A 17,732-nucleotide genomic window follows, 5' to 3' on the forward strand; every position below is an offset into this window, starting at 1 on the left:
CGCACGACGCGTAGGCGGTTGTCCGCAAGACTGACGCTTTTCAAACAACAGAAAGTACCCCTCGCATGGCACTCAACTGGCCGTGGCGCCGACGCGCTGCGAATGAGAACCCGTATCTGCAGCAGAAGTCGGCGCAGGGCTTTGTCGCCTTGCAATTCGACCGCGAGGCGCGCTGGTCGCAGAGCGGTTATGTCGGGCTTTCGCGGCAAGGTTTCATGCGCAATCCCGTTGCCTACCGCTGCGTCCGTCATCTGGCGGAAGCGGCCGGCGCAACACCCTGGCTGCTCTATGAGGGCAAGACGGAGCACAGCGAGCATCCGATGCTCGATCTTCTGGCGGGCCCGCACCGCGGCACCGACGGCGCCAGCTTTCTCGAAGCGCTGTATGGCCATCTGCTGCTCTCCGGCAACGCTTATGTGGAGCGAGTGCAGAGTGGCGGCGGGGCGAGCGAACTGCACCTCTTGCGGCCGGATCGCGTTCGTATCATCGCCGATGACAATGGCTGGCCGATTGCGCTGAACTACGGTGTCGGCGCGCAGAAGCGCACAATCCCGCTCGATGAGGGGCGCGGACTGCACCTGAAGCTCTTCCATCCGCTCGATGATCATTACGGCTTCGCGCCGCTCGAAGCCGCGCTTATGGCGCTCGATATCCACAACGCTTCCGGCTCGTGGAACAAGGCGCTGCTCGACAATTCTGCGCGGCCCTCGGGAGCGCTCGTCTATGCGCCGGGCGAAACCAGCCACCTGACAGAAGATCAGTTCGAGCGGCTGAAGGGCGAACTGGAAGAGGGCTATACCGGTGCGGCGAAGGCTGGTCGTCCATTGCTGCTGGAAGGCGGGCTCGACTGGAAATCCATGGGACTGTCGCCGCTCGATATGGATTTCATTGCCGCCAAGAACACCGCAAGCCGCGATATCGCGCTGGCCTTCGGCATTCCGCCCATGCTGCTCGGCATTCCCGGCGACAACACCTACGCCAACTACGCCGAGGCCAACCGCGCCTTCTATCGCCTGACGGTGATCCCGATGGTGACACGTACGGCCAAGGCTTTCGCTGCCTGGCTCGGTCCGGTTTACGGCAATGAACTGCGTATTGAACCCGATCTCGATCGCGTCGATGGGCTCTCACAGGAACGCGATGCGCTGTGGCAGCGGATCGGCGCTGCGCCGTTCCTCAGCGATGAGGAAAAGCGAGAAGCAGTCGGCTACGCCCCAACAAATCAGGGAGAATAAGATGACACACTGGTCCGATGCCGCCTGGATTCTGGCGGCAAAGGCGGCGGGCGCTATTGCAGGCTCCGCCGTCTCCCTCGCCTACATGCTGCCGCGCGACAAGAGCGAAGCGGCCATCCGCTTCATCGTCGGCATTGTCTGCGGCCTCGCCTTCGGCGGCGTAGCCGGGATCAAGATCGCTGCCGAACTCGACATTGGCGGTGAGCTCGGGAAAACCGAATTGATGCTGATGGGTGCGACGGCTGCAAGCCTCGCCGCCTGGACCGCGCTTGGCATTTTCGCCCGCATCGCTGCGCGCATCGGTGAATCAAAACCTCCGCAAATCGATAGAAGTCCCTCTGACGAAAGGGATATCGCCAATGTCCGATAGGCGTTTCCTGCCAAGACTTGAGAAAAAATATACCGGACTGACCGTCGAGACCGTGGCGGAGGATGGCAGCTTTTCCGGCTATGCCAGTCTGTTCGGCGAGGTTGATCTGGGCAAGGACGCGATTCAGGCGGGAGCCTTTCTGAAGTCGATCCACACACGTGGCGCCGCCGGCATCCGCATGCTGTGGCAGCACGATCCGAATCAGCCGATAGGCACCTGGACGGAGGTTCGCGAGGACAAGCGCGGGCTCTATGTCGAGGGCAAGCTGGCCAAGGGTGTCGCCAAGGCTTCCGAAGTGCTGGAGCTGATGCGCTCTGGCGCCATCGATGGGCTTTCCATCGGCTTCAAGACGATCAAGGCCAAGGCGGATACGGGTGGTATCAGGCACATCCACGAGGCGGACCTTTGGGAAATCTCGGTGGTGACTTTTCCGATGTTGCCATCGGCGCGGGTGGGGCAGGTGAAGAGCCTGCCTGCGGACGCCATGCCGGACAAGGATTATTCCAACCAGCACAGGCTTTTGTGGAACATCAAGGCCAATGAGGTCCTGATCGAGGCGCTGAAACGTTCGCCGCAGAGCGATTACAACTGCCGCTGGCTGGCGCGCTTGCGGGAAGAGAACGCGGAGCTGAAAAGCCACTCGACGTTCTATGAGCCGTTCCAGATCTGGTACCGCAAGTACAATCCCGACCAGCCGCGTGTTTCAGCGGGAAACCCCGATGGCGGGCAATGGACGGATGGCGGAAGTGGAAGTGGAAGTGGAAGTGGGGGAGGTGAAAGTGTTGTCGGATCGACTAAGAATCCGTCGAGCGGTCAAAGGAACCGTTCGGCGGTTCAGAGAAGCCAAACGGGAAGAGTTGGAGAAAAAATTGACGAAAGCTCATCTTATCGGAGGGGCAAACGCAGGTATCAGATTGCGGGTACCGTTCTTCGTGTTTGTGTAGCGGAAGGCATTTCCCGCTCGCAAGATAGTTATGGCAACAAAAGGTTTAAGATCACCTATGGATGTGCTAATGGGCAGACTATTGTAAAGGAGGGAAGTGGGGATGGGCGAGGGTTCATCAAGGATCCATATTTCTATTTTTAAATCTATGAAATTTGCTGTTGTTTCAGTTTTGTTTTTCATTTCGAGCGGAGATATTTCCATGAGTTCCGAATTAGTCAAAGGACCACTTCCGGATGGATACCAAAGACCAGGTGTGGTCAGCGTTTCACCAGCCGCTTTGAAACAGGCGGAGGATTTCCTTGAGGCTGTCCGGCAATTGCGTCCTGATGAGGAATGGATAGCCGTCTTTGAATGGTATACGGCGCAGAGTTATATAAACAAGGGCGAGACGATCGAACACGACCTCGGCCCTGGTCTTGGTTTGGGTGCTGCTGAAAGACGCGAATTGCCGGAGGAGGCCATTCAGAGTCATGGGGATAGCAAATTCGCTGTACAGATTCCGGCAGAGATTTTGGAGAAATCGGTAGAGCGCTTGATTGATCTAGACGAGAACGCGCAATTGATACTGCGTAACTGATGAGCCAAGATGGCCGGCAGTGGACGGCGATGGGAGCGGGCCCCAATCCATGAAAATACTGCCCGAATTTACCGAAATGTGCGTTTGGTTTAACCCATCTATCTTGGTGGCGTTCCCAGAGGTCAAGGACGAGTTCGCCTTTGCTCTGTCACAGGTTACAGCTCAGCAACGATAGGTTATCAAGCAGTTTCTGTCGGATGTGCTTGAAAACGTGCATGACTCCAAGGAACTAAACAGAATATGGCAAGGAGCCAACTCCAACACCCGCTTCGATAGCGACGACGGTATACGCATGTATTTGGAAGAAATCGTTCGGCGCATAGACTAATCGGAAGGCGCACCGCCCGAACCAGGCTATCGGCACATGGACGGAGGTTCGCAGCGCGACTGCTGTGTAGAATATTACGAATAGATTTGTTTATGAATTTTGAGATCGACGCTGCATTTGCGTTTGCAGGTCAAGCCATTAGCCCGCCGCCCCAAATAATCAGCCGCATTAGAAATCTGATACTACATCCATCCTGAAAGCAGGATTTCCCGCATAGCAACCTTGAAACTTCGCCCGGACTACCGGCGCGGGGCGGCAAGGCTGTGCGCATTTTCAACACTGCATTTTAACAACCAAAAGGAAGAAGAATGAGTAAAGCCAAGCAAGTGCTCGAAACCAAGACTACGAGCGACCCTGAGAGTTTTGAAGAATTTTCCCGCACATTTAACGAATACAAAGCCGCGAATGACGTTCGCCTCGGCGATATCGAGAAAGGTAAGAGCGTCGATGTTCTGACCGCCGATAAAATGCAGCGCCTGGACATCGAAATGGATGCGCGAAAGCGCGCCATGGATCGCTTGGAATTGAAACAGGCGCGTCCGGCGCTGGATGGCGGCGTTCGCCAGGTTTCTTCGCCCGAGCACAAGAACGCCTTTGAAACCTATGTGCGGCGCGGCGATGAAAGCGCTCTGCGTGTCATCGAAACCAAGGCGCATACGATTGGCTCGGCAAGCGATGGCGGCTATCTGGTACCGGAGGAACTGGAGACCCAGATTGGCGCGCGTCTGGCGCAAATCTCGCCGATCCGAGGTATTGCTTCCGTGCGGCAGGTGTCGGGCTCGGTGCTGAAGAAGCCCTACTCGATCAAGGGCCCTTCAGTTGGCTGGGTCAGCGAAACCGATATCCGGCCGCAGACGGAAGGCTCCAAGCTGGCCGAGCTGCAGTTCCCCACCATGGAACTCTACGCCATGCCGGCGGCAACATCCTCCTTGCTCGACGATAGCGCGGTTGATGTGGAGCAGTGGATTTCGACGGAAGTGGAAACGGCCTTTGCCGAACAAGAAGGCAAGGCCTTCATCAGCGGCGATGGCATCAACAAGCCGCGGGGCTTCCTGACCTATGACGTCGTGGCCGAAAGTGCCTGGGCTTGGGGCAAGCTCGGTTCGCTTTCCACGGGCGTTGCCGGCAAGTTTCCCACTGCCGATGCTTCCGACATCCTGCTCGATACCATCTATGCGCTGAAGGCCGGCTATCGCCAGAACGCCAATTGGGTAATGAACCGCAAGACGCAGGCCGAAATCCGCAAGCTCAAGGACAGGGACGGCAACTATCTCTGGACGCCGCCGGCGACGCCTGGCGCCCAGGCCTCGCTGCTCGGCTTCGGGCTTGTCGAGGCGGAGGACATGCCGGATATCGCCGACAAGGCGACGCCGATTGCCTTTGGCGACTTCGCCAGGGGCTATCTGGTGGTGGATCGCACAGGCGTGCGCGTGCTGCGCGATCCTTACTCCGCCAAGCCTTACGTGCTGTTCTACACGACCAAACGCGTTGGCGGCGGCGTGCAGGATTTTGATGCGATCAAGCTGTTGAAATTCGCGGCCTGATCCTCAACCCATTCAGACCAGGACGGCCTGCAAATGGCGTTTTTCTGCGGTCCGGTGCTCACGTACCAATATGTACGCTGCGCTCCGGTCCTCGAAAACCACCATTTTCGTCTCGTCCTGGCCAGAATGGCATACGCCAAATCTTCCTAAGACCTTCGTCGAATTGCTCATTTCACCCAATCCAGTAGTTTCCGGAGCGCACATTTCATGGCAGCGCCATACAATTCGCATCAGCTGAGAATACTCTGGAATATCAAGGCCAACGAAGTTTTGATCGGGGCTTTGAAGCGTAGTCCGCCGCGGGAACATAACCTCCTTTGGCTGGCTAGCCTGGCCCAAGAGAACAATGAACTGAAAAGCCGCTCACTACTCTATGAGCCTTTCCAGATCTGGGTCAGAAAATACAATCCAGACCAACCGCGTGTACCCGCCGGCAATTCCGATGGCGGGCAATAAACGGACGAGGGCGGGAGCGGCGGAGTGACAGGTGGTGCGCAGCTCGCCTCCGGCCATGGGCGGTTTGGCGGTGCGGTGGTGGTTGGACGCAAACCAGAGACTGGCCCCAAGGCACCGGATGGTACCGCGGGACAGTTCGTGGGGCGTGCGGGTGGCCGCGTGCCAGTGGATCAAGGCAGTTCATCCCAACCGGCCACGAAATTCACGGGAGAGACAAGGAAGTTTATCACCCGGCACGCTGCGACAGCGCAACGTGTTGCCGACAAGCTCGGTGTTTCGCGCAATGCAGTGATAGGTGCGGTGGCCAATGAGTACGACACACGCCACAATCCGGATCTCAGCCTTGGCTTGCGAGGCGGGACGGCGCAGGTCGAGAGCGATCAGAGAGCATTGCGATTCAATCATCAGCAACTTGCAGATAATTACAATGCGATTAAAGGCGGCAGTCCCAATTGGGGTGATAAATGGAGAAATCCGGCGATGATAGATGTCGGGCCCGGCAATATCAGAATTGAAACAGCGATTGACCTTTTGGAAGAGTATCACGCGGAACATGCCGCAAGCGGTGATGATCCGCTCGATCTGAATAAATATTTGGGCCACTACGACAAGATGGTTAAGGATTTGACCAACTTCAACAAGACAGACACAACCTTTGCATTTGCCGCGCTGACGATAAGGGATGCCGACAGGTTCTTCTCGAGCAAAGATAATGCTGCCTGGAACGGAATATCCGGCGATCTGAAAGACGCTCTGCGGGTCAGCTATTACAAGATAGGTGAGAAAACGCTGTCGAAAAACATTGACCAGAGAATCGCCATGTCCAGACGCAGCAAGGTGCAGTTTGATTTCAATCCGCATGGGGATGGCGGTCAACAGCATCTCAACAACCTTGAGGTAATCTTGGAAGCTATCAAAGCAGGCGTTGGCTTTGGTGGGCGAAAACCATGAGAACCGCAGTTACATTTAAGAATAATTCACGCTGCGTATAAGTAATACTGTCCATATGGTTCCGATTATAAAAAATGATATCCACAAAATAACCAAAATCGTATAAATCGCATTGCCTTTTTTGAAGAAAAATAACAAAAACGATAGAAACAGCATTATTATTGCTTGAGGTGTCGCGTCTACGAATCTAGATGCAGTATAGTATATTCCTTCAAAATAGTTAAAATCTTTTAAAGATAAATTGGCTATCCATAAAGAAATGGCAAAATAAAGAACTGATATCAAAAATACATGCAAAGTAAGTTTGGGAAATTTCATATTATTATGCATCGCAAGTAACATCTTTTCTAGAGTAAACATAGCCGCTTCCAAGCGGAATCGCGTGCGATTTGATTTCGATCCCCATGGCGATGGCGGTCAGCAGCACCTCAATAATCTTAAAGAGATTCTGGAGGCAATCATGAAGGGACTTGGCTTTAGTAAATGAGAACTTGATCCGCACAATTAGATCAGGAGTTTATGACCAAATACATAAGTAAAATTGTCCAAATTGTGCCAATTCCAAAAACAAACTCCCAAAAAAATGCAACCACTCGATAGTAAATTCCAGTACTGTCTAAAAAAATCATTGCAACCGACAGTATAAATAAAAAAATTGATTGAGGCGCAATGCGCAATAATCTATACACAAAATGAGAAAATTCATGTAAATTTGTCAAATCATCAATCGAAAACGTCAATATCCATAAAGAAAAAAAGAATATATAATCGATATTGCGAAAAAGCATAGAGTTTTTTTGAATATTTTTTCACTATGTTTCATGGAGATTCCTCGCTTAAAAAATAAAATAAAAAAACTGAACAACTGTACTCTAACTATAAGTCACTTTATTGAAAATAAGATTGTGGCATTTTTTAGAGATATTGAAAAAACTTCATAGTAATCCACTTCGATAGTTCCGCCGAGCGAAGGCATGAAGTCCGAACCAACTTGGTCTGGACCTGAACGACAGATTAAACGACGACGTCCTCTCCCCGATAAGGACCCCAAACATGACCATGACACTGATCAAGCCACCGGCTCTTGAGCCGGTGACACTGGCGGAGGTGCGCCAATTCTTACGCCTGGACAGTGATAGCGAAGATGCATTGCTGACTGGCCTTATCAAGGCGGCGCGCGAAACACTCGAGGCGCAGACCGGCCTCGCCCTGATCAACCAGACCTGGCGGTTCTATCCCGATAGCTGGCCGAAAAGCGGTGTCGTCCGGATCGCGAAATATCCGGTTCGCTCCGTCGTTGTTGTGACAGCATATATTGAAGATGGCGCGCCGGTTTCGATTGCCGAGCACGACCTCCATCTCAGTGCCCACGCGAGGCCGGCGCGGCTCTATCTTGCGGCACGCAACCGGCCGGACCAGCCCCTAAGCGGGCTAGAAATCGATTTCATTGCGGGTTTCGGTGAAACCGGAAACGAGGTTCCCGACGCCTTGCGCCATGCCATCATGACGCTGGTTGCGCATTGGTACGAGTTTCGCGGTGTCTATGGCGCTGCGCAACAGCCTGTCTCCTATCCGCCGGCTTTTGAACGGGCGATCGGGCTTTGGCGCAGGGTATCGCTCTGATGCCGGCGCTCTTCCTTGATCCGGGCAGTTTGTCGCGCGAGCTTTTGCTTGAGAAATCCATAATCACTGCCGACGACACGGGCGAACTCGTGGAAAACTGGGTCGAGATCGCCAGCGTCTGGGCGCAAATCGAACCGATGGAGTCCGGCCTGCGCATCCTCGGCGAGCAAGGCCTGCCCGAGATCACGCACCGTATCACACTGCGGATGCGAAGTGACATCGCCAGCACCATGCGCCTGCGTAAGGGGCTCCGCATTTTTCAAATCCTGACACTGCACGATCCCGACGATAGCGGCCGCTATCTGGTCTGCCGCGTGCGCGAGGAGAGCCGATGAAGATCACGATGCAGATGACCGTCGCCGATCTGATCCAGACTTTGCGCTGGCAGGCGATCGAGCTGGCGGAAGATACGACTGCTGGATCTGAAAAAGATCCAGCTGCGAATTCGAAGCGTAACCGCAAGGCTACGAACGAGGCCAAGCCATGACGAGTGCCGGGCTGGAATTGCAGAAGGCACTTCTCGCGCTTTTGAAGGCGGATGGCTCGCTCGAAAAACTGATTGAGGGCCGGGTCTATGACCGTGTGCCGGAGAAGGCGGAGTTTCCCTACGTGACGCTCGGCTCCTCCAATATCTATGATTGGGGCACAGGCACCGAACGGGGCAGCGAACATCTGTTTACGCTTAACATCTGGAACCGGGCGAGCGGCCGAAAATCAGTATTCACGATCATGAACATCATCGAGCGGTTGTTAGAAAAATCGGCACTCACGCTTGTTGGGCACAGGGTGGCGAATCTGGGATTGCAGTATTCCCAGGCGCGCGCCGAGGACAACCGCGATGGCTATCTCGGCATCCTTCGCTACCGGGCCGTGACGGAAGAACTCCCCGCCTGAACTCAAAATCAATCCGAAAGGAAATTCTCATGAGCGCCCAGAGAGGCAAGGATATTCTGTTGAAGGTTGCCGACGCTAGTGGCAGCTATGTGACATGTGCCGGCCTGCGGTCGAAGCGCGTTGCCTTCAACACCGAGACGATTGATGTGACAGACGCCGATGCAGTCGGTCGCTGGCGCGAGCTTCTTGGCGGTGCAGTCCAGCGCGCATCAGTCGGTGGCGGGGGCATATTCAAGGATGCGCAGTCGGATGCGCTGTTCCGGCAGGCGTTTTTCGATGGCGATATCCCGGTCTGGCAGATTGTGTTGCCGGATTTCGGCATGCTGCAGGGACCGTTTCAGATCACAGCGCTTGAATATGGCGGTGCGTACAATGGCGAAGTCACGTTCGAGATCGCGCTGGAATCCGCGGGGCCCCTCCGCTTTACGGAGATTGCATAATGGTGAACCGGCATCGCGGCGAGATCAGCGCGGTCCTGGATGGCCGCGAATGGACACTGTGCCTGACACTTGCGGCTCTTGCGGAATTGGAAGATGCCTTCGGCGCGGAAGATCTGGCCGTCTTGTTGAAACGGTTATCCACGAGCGCACTCTCGGCAAACGACATCGTTAAAATCATCGGAGCCGGGCTACGTGGCGGCGGCAATGAACTGGTGCCGGAGGCAATCGCGCAGATGCGCGCTGATGGCGGAATAACCGGCTTTGCCCGCATCGTTGGCGAATTGTTGAGCGCGACCTTCGGTGAATCAAATTCGGAGCAAGCCGGATCAAGGCTTTGAATATCAACGAGGATCATACCGAGCCATTTCCCTGGGCGGCCATGATGGCGGCGGGGTTCGGCATCTTGCGGCTGTCCTCCGCAGAGTTTTGGGCAATGACACCACGCGAACTCAATGCAGCCTTCCATCGGCCCGCCGTTCGTGTTGTCCCAACACGCACAGCTCTTGAGCAATTGATGCAAGCATTTCCGGATGAACAATAGGAGAAGCAATGCCCGACAACCCTGAATCCACGGTTGAAGTAAAAGGTGATACCAGCGGCATCGACGCAGCCCTGGATGCATTGCAGAAAAAGTCAGAGCTTTTCGGTCGCACGCTGACGAACTCGCTGAAAAGCGCCGCGGTCAGCGGCCAGGATCTCGGCGAGGTTTTGAAACAGCTGGCTATGAGCATCGCAAATATGAGCTTGAGTGCAGGGTTGAAACCCCTGCAGGATCTGGCTTCAGGACTGTTCTCCAGCTTCATCGGAAGTTTCAAAAAGGAACCCGGCGCCTTCTATGGCACACCCCCGTTACCTGCCGACAGGCCGACATTTTTTGCCAAGGGCGGCGTTGTTTCCAACCCTACGTATTTCAACGCAGGCGGGTCGCTTGGCGTGATGGGCGAAGCGGGCACCGAGGCGATCATGCCCCTGACGCGTGGGGCAGACGGGCGACTTGGCGTTGCCACACAGGGTGGCGCCTCAGGGGTGCACGTGACCTTCAACGTGTCGACACCGGACGCCACATCCTTCCGCAAATCCGAGGCTCAGCTTACCGGCATGCTTGCCCGCGCGGCACGCAAGGGCGCCAGAACTTTTTAGGAAACCGATCATGACAGCTTTTCACGATGTCCGGTTTCCGATTGGCGTTTCCTTCGGCGCGACCGGCGGGCCGGAGTGGCGCAATGAGATCGTCCCGCTGACTTCCGGCTTCGAACAGCGCAATTCGCGCTGGGCGCAGTCGCGGCATCATTATGATGCGGGGACGGGGTTGCGATCGCTTGCCGACCTCGACGATGTCATGACGTTCTTCGAGGCACGGAGAGGTTCGCTCCATGCCTTCCGTTTTCGCGATCCGTTCGATCATCTGTCGTGCCGGTCCGGAAAGATGGTTGCACCGGGCGACCAGTTCCTTGGCAATGGCGACGGGACCAATGCCGCGTTCCAGCTGGTAAAACACTACGGCGATTACGTGCGGCCAATCACCAAGGCGCAGGGAGGCAGTGTTCGTGCGGCGGTAAACGGTGTCGAAAAGACAGAGGCGCTGGATTTCGTCGTCGAGCTGGCTACCGGGAAGGTTATCTTCCAGCCGGGTAGAATACCGCCAGCGGGCGCAACAGTGACGGCGGGATTCGGCTTCGATGTGCCGGCGCGGTTCGATACGGACCGGCTGACGATCAGCATCAAGTCATTCAAGGCAGGCGAGATCCCGACCATCCCAATCATCGAGGTAAAGGCATGACAGCAATTCCTCCTGCGCTTGAATCACATCTTGCAGGTGAAGTCACAACACATTGTTTCTGTTGGATCATCCGGCGAAAGGACGGTGTGATATACGGCTTCACGGACCATGATCGGACATTGCTTGTCAGCGGGATCGCTTGCGAGCCGCAAACCGGCCTCAGTGCCAGCGAAGCAACCAACTCGCTGGGGCTTGGGGTAGATAGCGCGGAGATCGAAGGCGCCCTTTCGTCGGCCAGCATCAGTGACAGTGATATCGAGCGAGGGGCATTCGACGCGGCAACAGTGGAAACGTGGCTCGTCAACTGGGTGTCGCCGGATCAATTCACTCTCCTGCGCAGCGCGCGCATCGGCGCGATTACACGTTCAGGCGGCAAGTTCGTGGCCGAAACGAAAAGCAGCTCGGTCGATTTCGACAAGGTCAGCGGCCGGCGGATCACGCGCCACTGCGATGCCCAACTCGGCGATAACCGCTGTTGCTATGCGGGCGGAAATCAAGCGGGGACCGTCACGACGATCATATCGGATCGGGAGATCGTTGTTTCCGGGCTTCAACCTCCAAGCGCCGACTGGTTCGACAATGGTAGGCTGACCTGGACGTCCGGGAACAGTACGGGGCGTACGAATGTTGTTCTTAATCAGGCGCCTAATGGCAATGGCATTCGGCTGAGCCTGCGCGACGCACAGATACCCGATATCGTGCTGGGGGATGGTTTCGCGTTGCTGCCGGGCTGCGACAAGAGCTTCGCGCAATGCAAGGCGAAGTTTGCCAACAGCGCCAATTTTCGCGGGTTTCCGCATCTGCCTGGCAACGATGCCGCCTATAATTATGCCGATGGCAGGGGCAATTTCGATGGAAAGCCACTGGTGCCGTGAGCATAGCAGAGGAAGTTTTGTTCGAAGCCCGCCAGTGGATTGGTACTCCCTACCGGCACGGCGGATCGAGATGCAAGGTTGGTTGCGACTGCCTTGGACTGGTGCGCGGTATCTGGCGGGCACTCTACGGGCAGGAACCGCAATTGGTTCCAGCGTATTCCATGGATTGGGCTGAGACAGGCACAGCCGATCCGCTGCTCGATGCGGCGCGTCTGCACATGACGGAAAAACCGATTATCGGGGCCGAACCCGGCGACCTGCTGGTGTTTCGCTGGCACGATGGTGTAGCTGCCAAACATCTCGGCATCCTCGCAGATCATGGTCGTTTCATTCACGCCTATGAGGGCCACAGCGTTATGGACTCGGCTCTGGTCCCGCAATGGCGCAAGCGGATAGCTGGCGTGTTCGCATTTCCAGATCGTAGTCAGATCCAGTGTTAATTCGGTAATTCCAGAAAGAATTCAATTGCATGGCGACACTTGTTCTCACTGCCGCAGTTGGTGCTCTTACCACCTCGGGAACAATAACTGCAGCGATTGCCTCGGCCGTTGCGTCGGTCGGCGGTTATCTCATCGACCAGGCGCTTTTCGGGCAGACGATCGAAGGTCCGCGCATGTCCTCGATGCGGCCAATGTCCGCCGAGGAGGGCGCGGCGCTCCCACGCGTGTATGGTGCGGTTCGGTTGGGCGGCACGCTTATCTGGGCAACCCGCTTCGAGGAAGTGAAAACCACCTCGCGTCAGGGTGGCAAAGGCGGGCCGAAAGTCACCGAATATACTTATTTTGCCAATTTTGCGATTGCCGTCGCTGAAGAGCCGATCAGCATGATCCGCCGCATCTGGGTCGATGGAAAGGAGCTCGACCAGACACGGTGCACGATCCGTTTTTATGGGGGTACAAGCAGCCAACCGGTTGACCCGTTGATCGAAGCGAAACAGGGACAAGGCAACGCGCCCGCCTATCGCAACACGGCCTATGTCGTGTTCGATCGCTTCGCGCTGGACGATTATGGCAATCGCATTCCGCAGTTCCAGTTCGAAGTCGTCCGAGCGGTGGGCAGCGTCGCGAGTAATCTGAAAGCGGTGGCCCTGGTTCCAGGTGCAACGGAGTTTGGACTTTCCCCACAACTGGTTACCAGTGAGCCATCAAAGGGTAAGACAAAGAGCCTGAACCGCAATTGCCTGCGTGCTGCTACTGATTGGCAGGCCTCAATGGATGAACTCCAGCACCTTTGTCCTTCGCTAAAACATGTCGCCATTGTGGTGCCCTGGTTCGGCGCAGATTTGCGTGCAGCGAACTGCGCAATCAAGCCCGGCGTCATGGACAAGTCCGGATACAAGGAAAGTAGTACCTGGAGGGCAGGCGGGGTCTCGCGGTCACAGGCTCATCTCATTTCGCGCGCTGGCACGGGCGCGGCCTATGGTGGGACGCCTTCCGATCAAAGCGTTATCGATGCTATTCGCGATGCCAAGGCGCGAAACGTGAGTGTCACCCTTTACCCTTTCGTGATGATGGACATTCGCGCCGACAATAATTTGCCGGATCCATATGGAGGACCACGGCAAGGGGCTTATCCATGGCGTGGGCGTATCACGTGTCACCCTGCGCCCTACCAACTGGGCAGCCCCAACAAGTCCGAAGTGGCCGCCGCCCAGGTCAAAACGTTTCTTGGCAGCGTGAAAGCCAGCGATTTCCGGATCAAAAACGATCTGGTCAGCTATCGAGGAAACAAGGACGACTGGGGCTATCGCAGGCTGGTCCTGCATCTGGCCCACCTGGCAGTGTGTGCGGGAGGAGTAGAGACCTTCATAGTCGGATCCGAACTTTGCGGGCTGACGATGATCAGGGATCAGTCCAACGGCTTTCCCTTCGTCAACGCCCTATGTGATCTGGCTAGTGACGTGCGCGGCATTCTCGGCAAAGATTGCAAACTAACCTATGGTGCCGACTGGACAGAATATTTCGGTCACCATCCGCAAGACGGATCTGGTGACGTATTTTTCCATCTCGATCCGCTGTGGGCGCATCCGGCGATCAACGCAGTCGGCATCGACAATTACATGCCGCTCAGCGACTGGCGCGATGAGGATTACAGTGTTCCAAATCCGGACGGGTTTACCTCGCCCTATGATCTGGGCGCTTTGCAAGGTCAGATCGCCTCGGGAGAAGGGTTCGACTGGTACTATAAATCGGCTGATAATCGAGCATTACGGACGCGCACGCCCATCACAGATGGGGCCGGGAAGCCTTGGGTCTATCGTTACAAGGATCTCAACTCCTGGTGGAAAAACAAACACTATAACCGGCAGGGAGGTGTCGAGAGCACGGTGCCGACAGCATGGCAGCCCGAAGGAAAAAAATTATGGCTGACGGAATTGGGCTCCCCGGCCGCCGACAAGGGCCCCAATCAACCCAATGTCTTTCCGGACATGAAATCGTCCGAGGGCGCTTATCCCTATTGTTCCGACCACGGACGCAGCGATCTTGCGCAAAACCGCTTCCTGCGCGCGCATTTCAATTACTGGAACAGTGGTAACAACGGCGCCATGCTTGATCCGGATCGCCTGTACGTCTGGGCCTGGGATACACGGCCCTATCCGGAATTTCCGCTGAACCGGTCGCTTTGGTCCGACGGAGACAACTGGACGACGGGACACTGGCTCAACGGGCGGGTGTCCGGTGTCGCTCTTGATGAACTGCTGGACCTAATTCTTCGCGATTTCGGTATGGCCAATATTGATACCAGCCCTGTGGATGGTTTCGTCAGCGGCTACGTCATCGAAGAACCGACCAGCGTCCGAGCCGCTATCGAGCCCCTGCTTGCCCTTTACGGTGTCGATAGTTTCGAGAGCGGCAACAGCCTGGTTTTCCGGAGCACGGCGCATATGGATGCCACGGCGCCGCTCATCGATGAATTTGTGGAACAGGAGGAAGGCGGACCGGTTATCTGGCGGATGCAGGAACTCACGGATCAGCCTGCACGTATCGAAATAGGCTATCGCGACCCGATGCTGGACTACCAGGCAGCGATGAGTTTTGCCGAGCGCCTCGACGGCAAAGGCACGGAAAACATCGGACTCCCGGGCATGATCGATACGGCGCAGGCGAAATCGCTGGCTGAGGAGGCGTTGCAGACACGCCGGGCCGCGCGGCGAACCGCATCGTTTGAAGTGCCCTGGAAGCAGGCTGCCCTGAAGCCGGGTGATCGGGTGAGAGTTGCCGGCAACACCTCGGCGCCGGATTTCGTCGTGACCTCTATCGAAGATGGGGCGACACGCCGGGTCGAGGCCAGGGCCTTGCCGCAGCATGTCCGCTATCCCGTTCGAGGCGCGCTGCCGGTGCCTGCCGATGGCGGAAAATCCGCGGTTCGCGGGCGGCCATATTTCGAGCTTCTGGACCTACCGATGTGGCCGGGCGTGGACAAGCCCTCGGACCAGTTTCGCATCGCGGCCTTTGCCGATCCCTGGGGCGGGACGAGTGTTTACGCTTCACCCGAAGCAGTTGATTTCAAGCAACGAACTTCAATTGCCAACCGCGCAGTAATGGGGGAGCTCATTGCGCCGCTGGCGGGTGGAACGAGCGGCCGATTGCTGAACGGACGGGCGCTCGACGTGCAGCTCTACCACGGTGAACTGAGTTCAACTTCGTTGTCGCAGATATTCAGCGGCGCAAACTCTGCACTGGTGGCGACTTCCGACGGCAATTGGGAGGTGCTGCAGTTTATCAACGCAGAGGAAATGCAAAGTGATGTGTGGCGATTGAGCGGGCTATTGCGCGGCCAGTGCGGTACCGAGCGCGAGGCTATGCTGTCAAGACCTGCGGGCACACCGTTCATCTTGATGACTGATGCGGTGGGCCCGGCCGGATTGAAATCGGAGGAGACAGGTCTCGAACTTTCCTGGCGCATTGGCGCTTCCGGAGAGGATTTCACCGATCAGTTCTTCAGTACCGTTCAACGGACGGGCGGGTTGCGCGCTCTGCAGCCGCTCGAACCCGTGCAAATCCGGTCACGGACCGCGCCGAACGGTGACGTCCACATCAGTTGGATAAGACGTGGACGAATTGATGCAGACAGTTGGCTCGCGCCAGATATTCCGCTCGGCGAAGAGCGTGAGGCTTACCATGTTGAAATAAGAAAGGATGAAAAGCTGGTTCGATCCGTTGATGTGGAAGGGCCAAACTGGACATACAGTTTCTCTGAACGACAATTCGATCTTGGCACCCTGACGGCCGAAATCGACTTCAGCGTTGCGATGATATCAGCCAGAGTCGGGCCGGGGCGGGCTGCCCGCCGCAAACTGCACTTTAATTGATTCTCAAGTTAACCGTTTTGAAAAAGGAATTTAGGATGAGCACTGAAAAAGCATGGTATCTGTCGAAAACCGTATGGGCGTCGATCGTGACGATCCTGCTTTCCTGTTCAAGCTTCTTTCACATCTCCACCGATGGCATCGACCAGGGAGCGATCACCGATACTATTGTGCAGTTTCTGACCGCCTTGAGCGGTATTGTTGCACTTTTTGGTCGCGTCAGCGCCACTACGCTCATAACACGTAAAGAAATATAGTGTTAAAAGGCGTGAACTTGTGGCAATCCTGACAGTCACATTACCAAACGTTCATGCATCGTTCAGACAGCAACCGATAATAATGACGCCATGATGAAACACCTCTTTATCTCCCTGCCCCTTGCGGGCCTGATCTCGGTCGCTGGCGTCCTCAACGCCGGCACTGCCTTTGCTGCAGATTGCTCCTCTGTGGGGCAACGGGTGGCCGATTCGCAAGGCGGGACACTTGCGCGGGCCACCTCGGTTGTGCAGAACGGCAAGGAAGTCTGCGTCGTGGTGGTTCTGATCCCCGGCAAGGATGGCGAACGTCCGCGCCGTGTGGAAGTCGCCGTACCAGCAAACTGATCCGCCTGATCCACGCCGGCAAGGGAAATCCTGCATGAGAATACTCGTCGTCGAAGATGATCGTGATCTTAATCGCCAGCTCGTCGAAGCTTTGACCGATGCCGGTTATGTGGTCGACAAGGCTTCCGACGGCGAGGAGGGCCACTTTCTTGGCGATACCGAACCCTATGACGCCGTGGTCCTCGATATAGGCCTGCCGCAAATGGATGGACTGACCATCCTTGAGAAATGGCGTAGGGATGGGCGCGTTATGCCCGTGCTGCTGCTCACCGCGCGTGACCGCTGGAGCGACAAGGTCGCCGGTATCGATGCGGGTGCCGATGACTATGTCGCCAAGCCATTTCATATCGAGGAAGTTCTGGCGCGTTTGCGGGCCCTTATCCGGCGCGCTGCGGGTCATGCTTCGTCGGAAATCACCTGCGGGCCACTGCGGCTCGACACCAAGACCTCGAAGGCGACAGTCAACGGTACTACACTGAAGCTCACTTCGCATGAGTTCCGGTTATTGTCCTATCTCATGCATCACATGGATGAGGTGGTGTCCCGCACCGAGCTGGTCGAGCACTTGTACGATCAGGATTTCGATCGGGATTCCAACACGATTGAAGTGTTTGTTGGCCGTTTACGCAAGAAAATGGGTATGGATCTCATCGAGACGATCCGCGGGATGGGATACAGGATCAAATCGCAGGACAAGTCGTAGGACAGCGAGTCGTAGAACATTGGGCGATTCCACCCTCCTGAACGCCATCAAAAGGCAGGACAACGTGTGACAATCCCGCTGACCAGCTATCTTCCCAGC

At 56.1% G+C, this 17,732-nt stretch carries 20 protein-coding genes and 1 pseudogene; all 21 read left to right on the forward strand.

Going from position 1 to position 17,732, the window contains the following annotated elements; all coding sequences use genetic code 11:
* Positions 1–65: 65 nt before the first annotated feature.
* The 21 genes and pseudogenes from LB462_RS00805 to LB462_RS00905 all read left to right on the forward strand — a co-directional run bounded on the left by LB462_RS00805 (position 66) and on the right by LB462_RS00905 (position 17,633).
* Positions 66–1,235, forward strand: a complete 1,170-nt coding sequence (locus tag LB462_RS00805) for a phage portal protein (RefSeq protein WP_224505531.1) — start codon at positions 66–68, stop codon at positions 1,233–1,235.
* Position 1,236: 1 nt separating this feature from the next.
* Positions 1,237–1,605, forward strand: coding sequence for a DUF6107 family protein (locus tag LB462_RS00810; protein ID WP_224505532.1), 369 nt, complete (start codon positions 1,237–1,239; stop codon positions 1,603–1,605).
* A pseudogene (locus LB462_RS00815) lies at positions 1,595–2,074 on the forward strand (HK97 family phage prohead protease); the annotation flags it as partial. The gene LB462_RS00810 and the pseudogene LB462_RS00815, both read left to right, overlap by 11 nt.
* Before the next feature lie 577 nt (positions 2,075–2,651).
* Positions 2,652–3,128 carry a hypothetical protein gene (locus tag LB462_RS00820; protein WP_224505533.1) on the forward strand — a complete coding sequence of 159 codons (477 nt, stop codon included), beginning with the start codon at positions 2,652–2,654 and terminating at the stop codon, positions 3,126–3,128.
* Between the two features lie 636 nt (positions 3,129–3,764).
* Positions 3,765–5,000 (forward strand): phage major capsid protein, encoded by a 1,236-nt coding sequence (locus tag LB462_RS00825; protein WP_224505534.1) that lies wholly within the window; start codon positions 3,765–3,767, stop codon positions 4,998–5,000.
* Positions 5,001–5,756: 756 nt separating this feature from the next.
* A complete protein-coding gene (locus tag LB462_RS00830; protein WP_224505535.1) occupies positions 5,757–6,407 on the forward strand; it encodes a hypothetical protein in 651 nt (216 codons plus the stop codon).
* A gap of 1,053 nt (positions 6,408–7,460) precedes the next feature.
* Positions 7,461–8,030 carry a head-tail connector protein gene (locus LB462_RS00835; RefSeq protein WP_224505536.1) on the forward strand — a complete coding sequence of 190 codons (570 nt, stop codon included), beginning with the start codon at positions 7,461–7,463 and terminating at the stop codon, positions 8,028–8,030.
* A complete protein-coding gene (locus LB462_RS00840; RefSeq protein WP_224505537.1) occupies positions 8,030–8,365 on the forward strand; it encodes a phage head closure protein in 336 nt (111 codons plus the stop codon). The genes LB462_RS00835 and LB462_RS00840 overlap by 1 nt, the downstream gene beginning before the upstream one ends.
* Positions 8,362–8,517, forward strand: a complete 156-nt coding sequence (locus tag LB462_RS00845) for a hypothetical protein (protein WP_224505538.1) — start codon at positions 8,362–8,364, stop codon at positions 8,515–8,517. The genes LB462_RS00840 and LB462_RS00845 overlap by 4 nt, the downstream gene beginning before the upstream one ends.
* Positions 8,514–8,924, forward strand: coding sequence for a DUF3168 domain-containing protein (locus LB462_RS00850; RefSeq protein ID WP_224505539.1), 411 nt, complete (start codon positions 8,514–8,516; stop codon positions 8,922–8,924). Before LB462_RS00845 ends, LB462_RS00850 begins: the two co-directional genes overlap by 4 nt.
* 29 nt (positions 8,925–8,953) lie before the next feature.
* Positions 8,954–9,364, forward strand: a complete 411-nt coding sequence (locus tag LB462_RS00855; protein WP_224505540.1) for a phage major tail protein, TP901-1 family — start codon at positions 8,954–8,956, stop codon at positions 9,362–9,364.
* Positions 9,364–9,702 carry a gene transfer agent family protein gene (locus LB462_RS00860; RefSeq protein WP_224505541.1) on the forward strand — a complete coding sequence of 113 codons (339 nt, stop codon included), beginning with the start codon at positions 9,364–9,366 and terminating at the stop codon, positions 9,700–9,702. Before LB462_RS00855 ends, LB462_RS00860 begins: the two co-directional genes overlap by 1 nt.
* Positions 9,699–9,905 (forward strand): rcc01693 family protein, encoded by a 207-nt coding sequence (locus LB462_RS00865; protein ID WP_224505542.1) that lies wholly within the window; start codon positions 9,699–9,701, stop codon positions 9,903–9,905. Before LB462_RS00860 ends, LB462_RS00865 begins: the two co-directional genes overlap by 4 nt.
* 8 nt (positions 9,906–9,913) lie before the next feature.
* Positions 9,914–10,504 carry a phage tail tape measure protein gene (locus tag LB462_RS00870; RefSeq protein WP_224505543.1) on the forward strand — a complete coding sequence of 197 codons (591 nt, stop codon included), beginning with the start codon at positions 9,914–9,916 and terminating at the stop codon, positions 10,502–10,504.
* A 7-nt stretch (positions 10,505–10,511) separates the two neighbouring features.
* A complete protein-coding gene (locus LB462_RS00875; protein WP_224506016.1) occupies positions 10,512–11,144 on the forward strand; it encodes a phage distal tail protein, Rcc01695 family in 633 nt (210 codons plus the stop codon).
* Entirely contained in the window at positions 11,141–12,019 is an 879-nt protein-coding gene (locus tag LB462_RS00880; RefSeq protein WP_224505544.1) for a phage/gene transfer agent baseplate hub protein, read from the forward strand. The genes LB462_RS00875 and LB462_RS00880 overlap by 4 nt, the downstream gene beginning before the upstream one ends.
* On the forward strand, positions 12,016–12,459 hold the full coding sequence (locus LB462_RS00885; RefSeq protein ID WP_224505545.1) for an NlpC/P60 family protein: 444 nt from the start codon (positions 12,016–12,018) through the stop codon (positions 12,457–12,459). The genes LB462_RS00880 and LB462_RS00885 overlap by 4 nt, the downstream gene beginning before the upstream one ends.
* 29 nt (positions 12,460–12,488) lie before the next feature.
* Positions 12,489–16,331 (forward strand): baseplate multidomain protein megatron, encoded by a 3,843-nt coding sequence (locus tag LB462_RS00890; protein ID WP_224505546.1) that lies wholly within the window; start codon positions 12,489–12,491, stop codon positions 16,329–16,331.
* A 35-nt stretch (positions 16,332–16,366) separates the two neighbouring features.
* Positions 16,367–16,585: a hypothetical protein gene (locus tag LB462_RS00895; RefSeq protein WP_224505547.1), complete on the forward strand. Its 219-nt coding sequence runs from the start codon at positions 16,367–16,369 to the stop codon at positions 16,583–16,585.
* A gap of 93 nt (positions 16,586–16,678) precedes the next feature.
* A complete protein-coding gene (locus tag LB462_RS00900; protein WP_112528083.1) occupies positions 16,679–16,930 on the forward strand; it encodes a hypothetical protein in 252 nt (83 codons plus the stop codon).
* Positions 16,931–16,964: 34 nt separating this feature from the next.
* Positions 16,965–17,633, forward strand: a complete 669-nt coding sequence (locus LB462_RS00905; RefSeq protein ID WP_224505548.1) for a response regulator transcription factor — start codon at positions 16,965–16,967, stop codon at positions 17,631–17,633.
* The last annotated feature ends 99 nt before the right edge of the window (positions 17,634–17,732 follow it).

Origin of the sequence: Phyllobacterium chamaecytisi (assembly GCF_020164455.1) — a bacterium.
Classification (GTDB): domain Bacteria; phylum Pseudomonadota; class Alphaproteobacteria; order Rhizobiales; family Rhizobiaceae; genus Phyllobacterium; species Phyllobacterium chamaecytisi.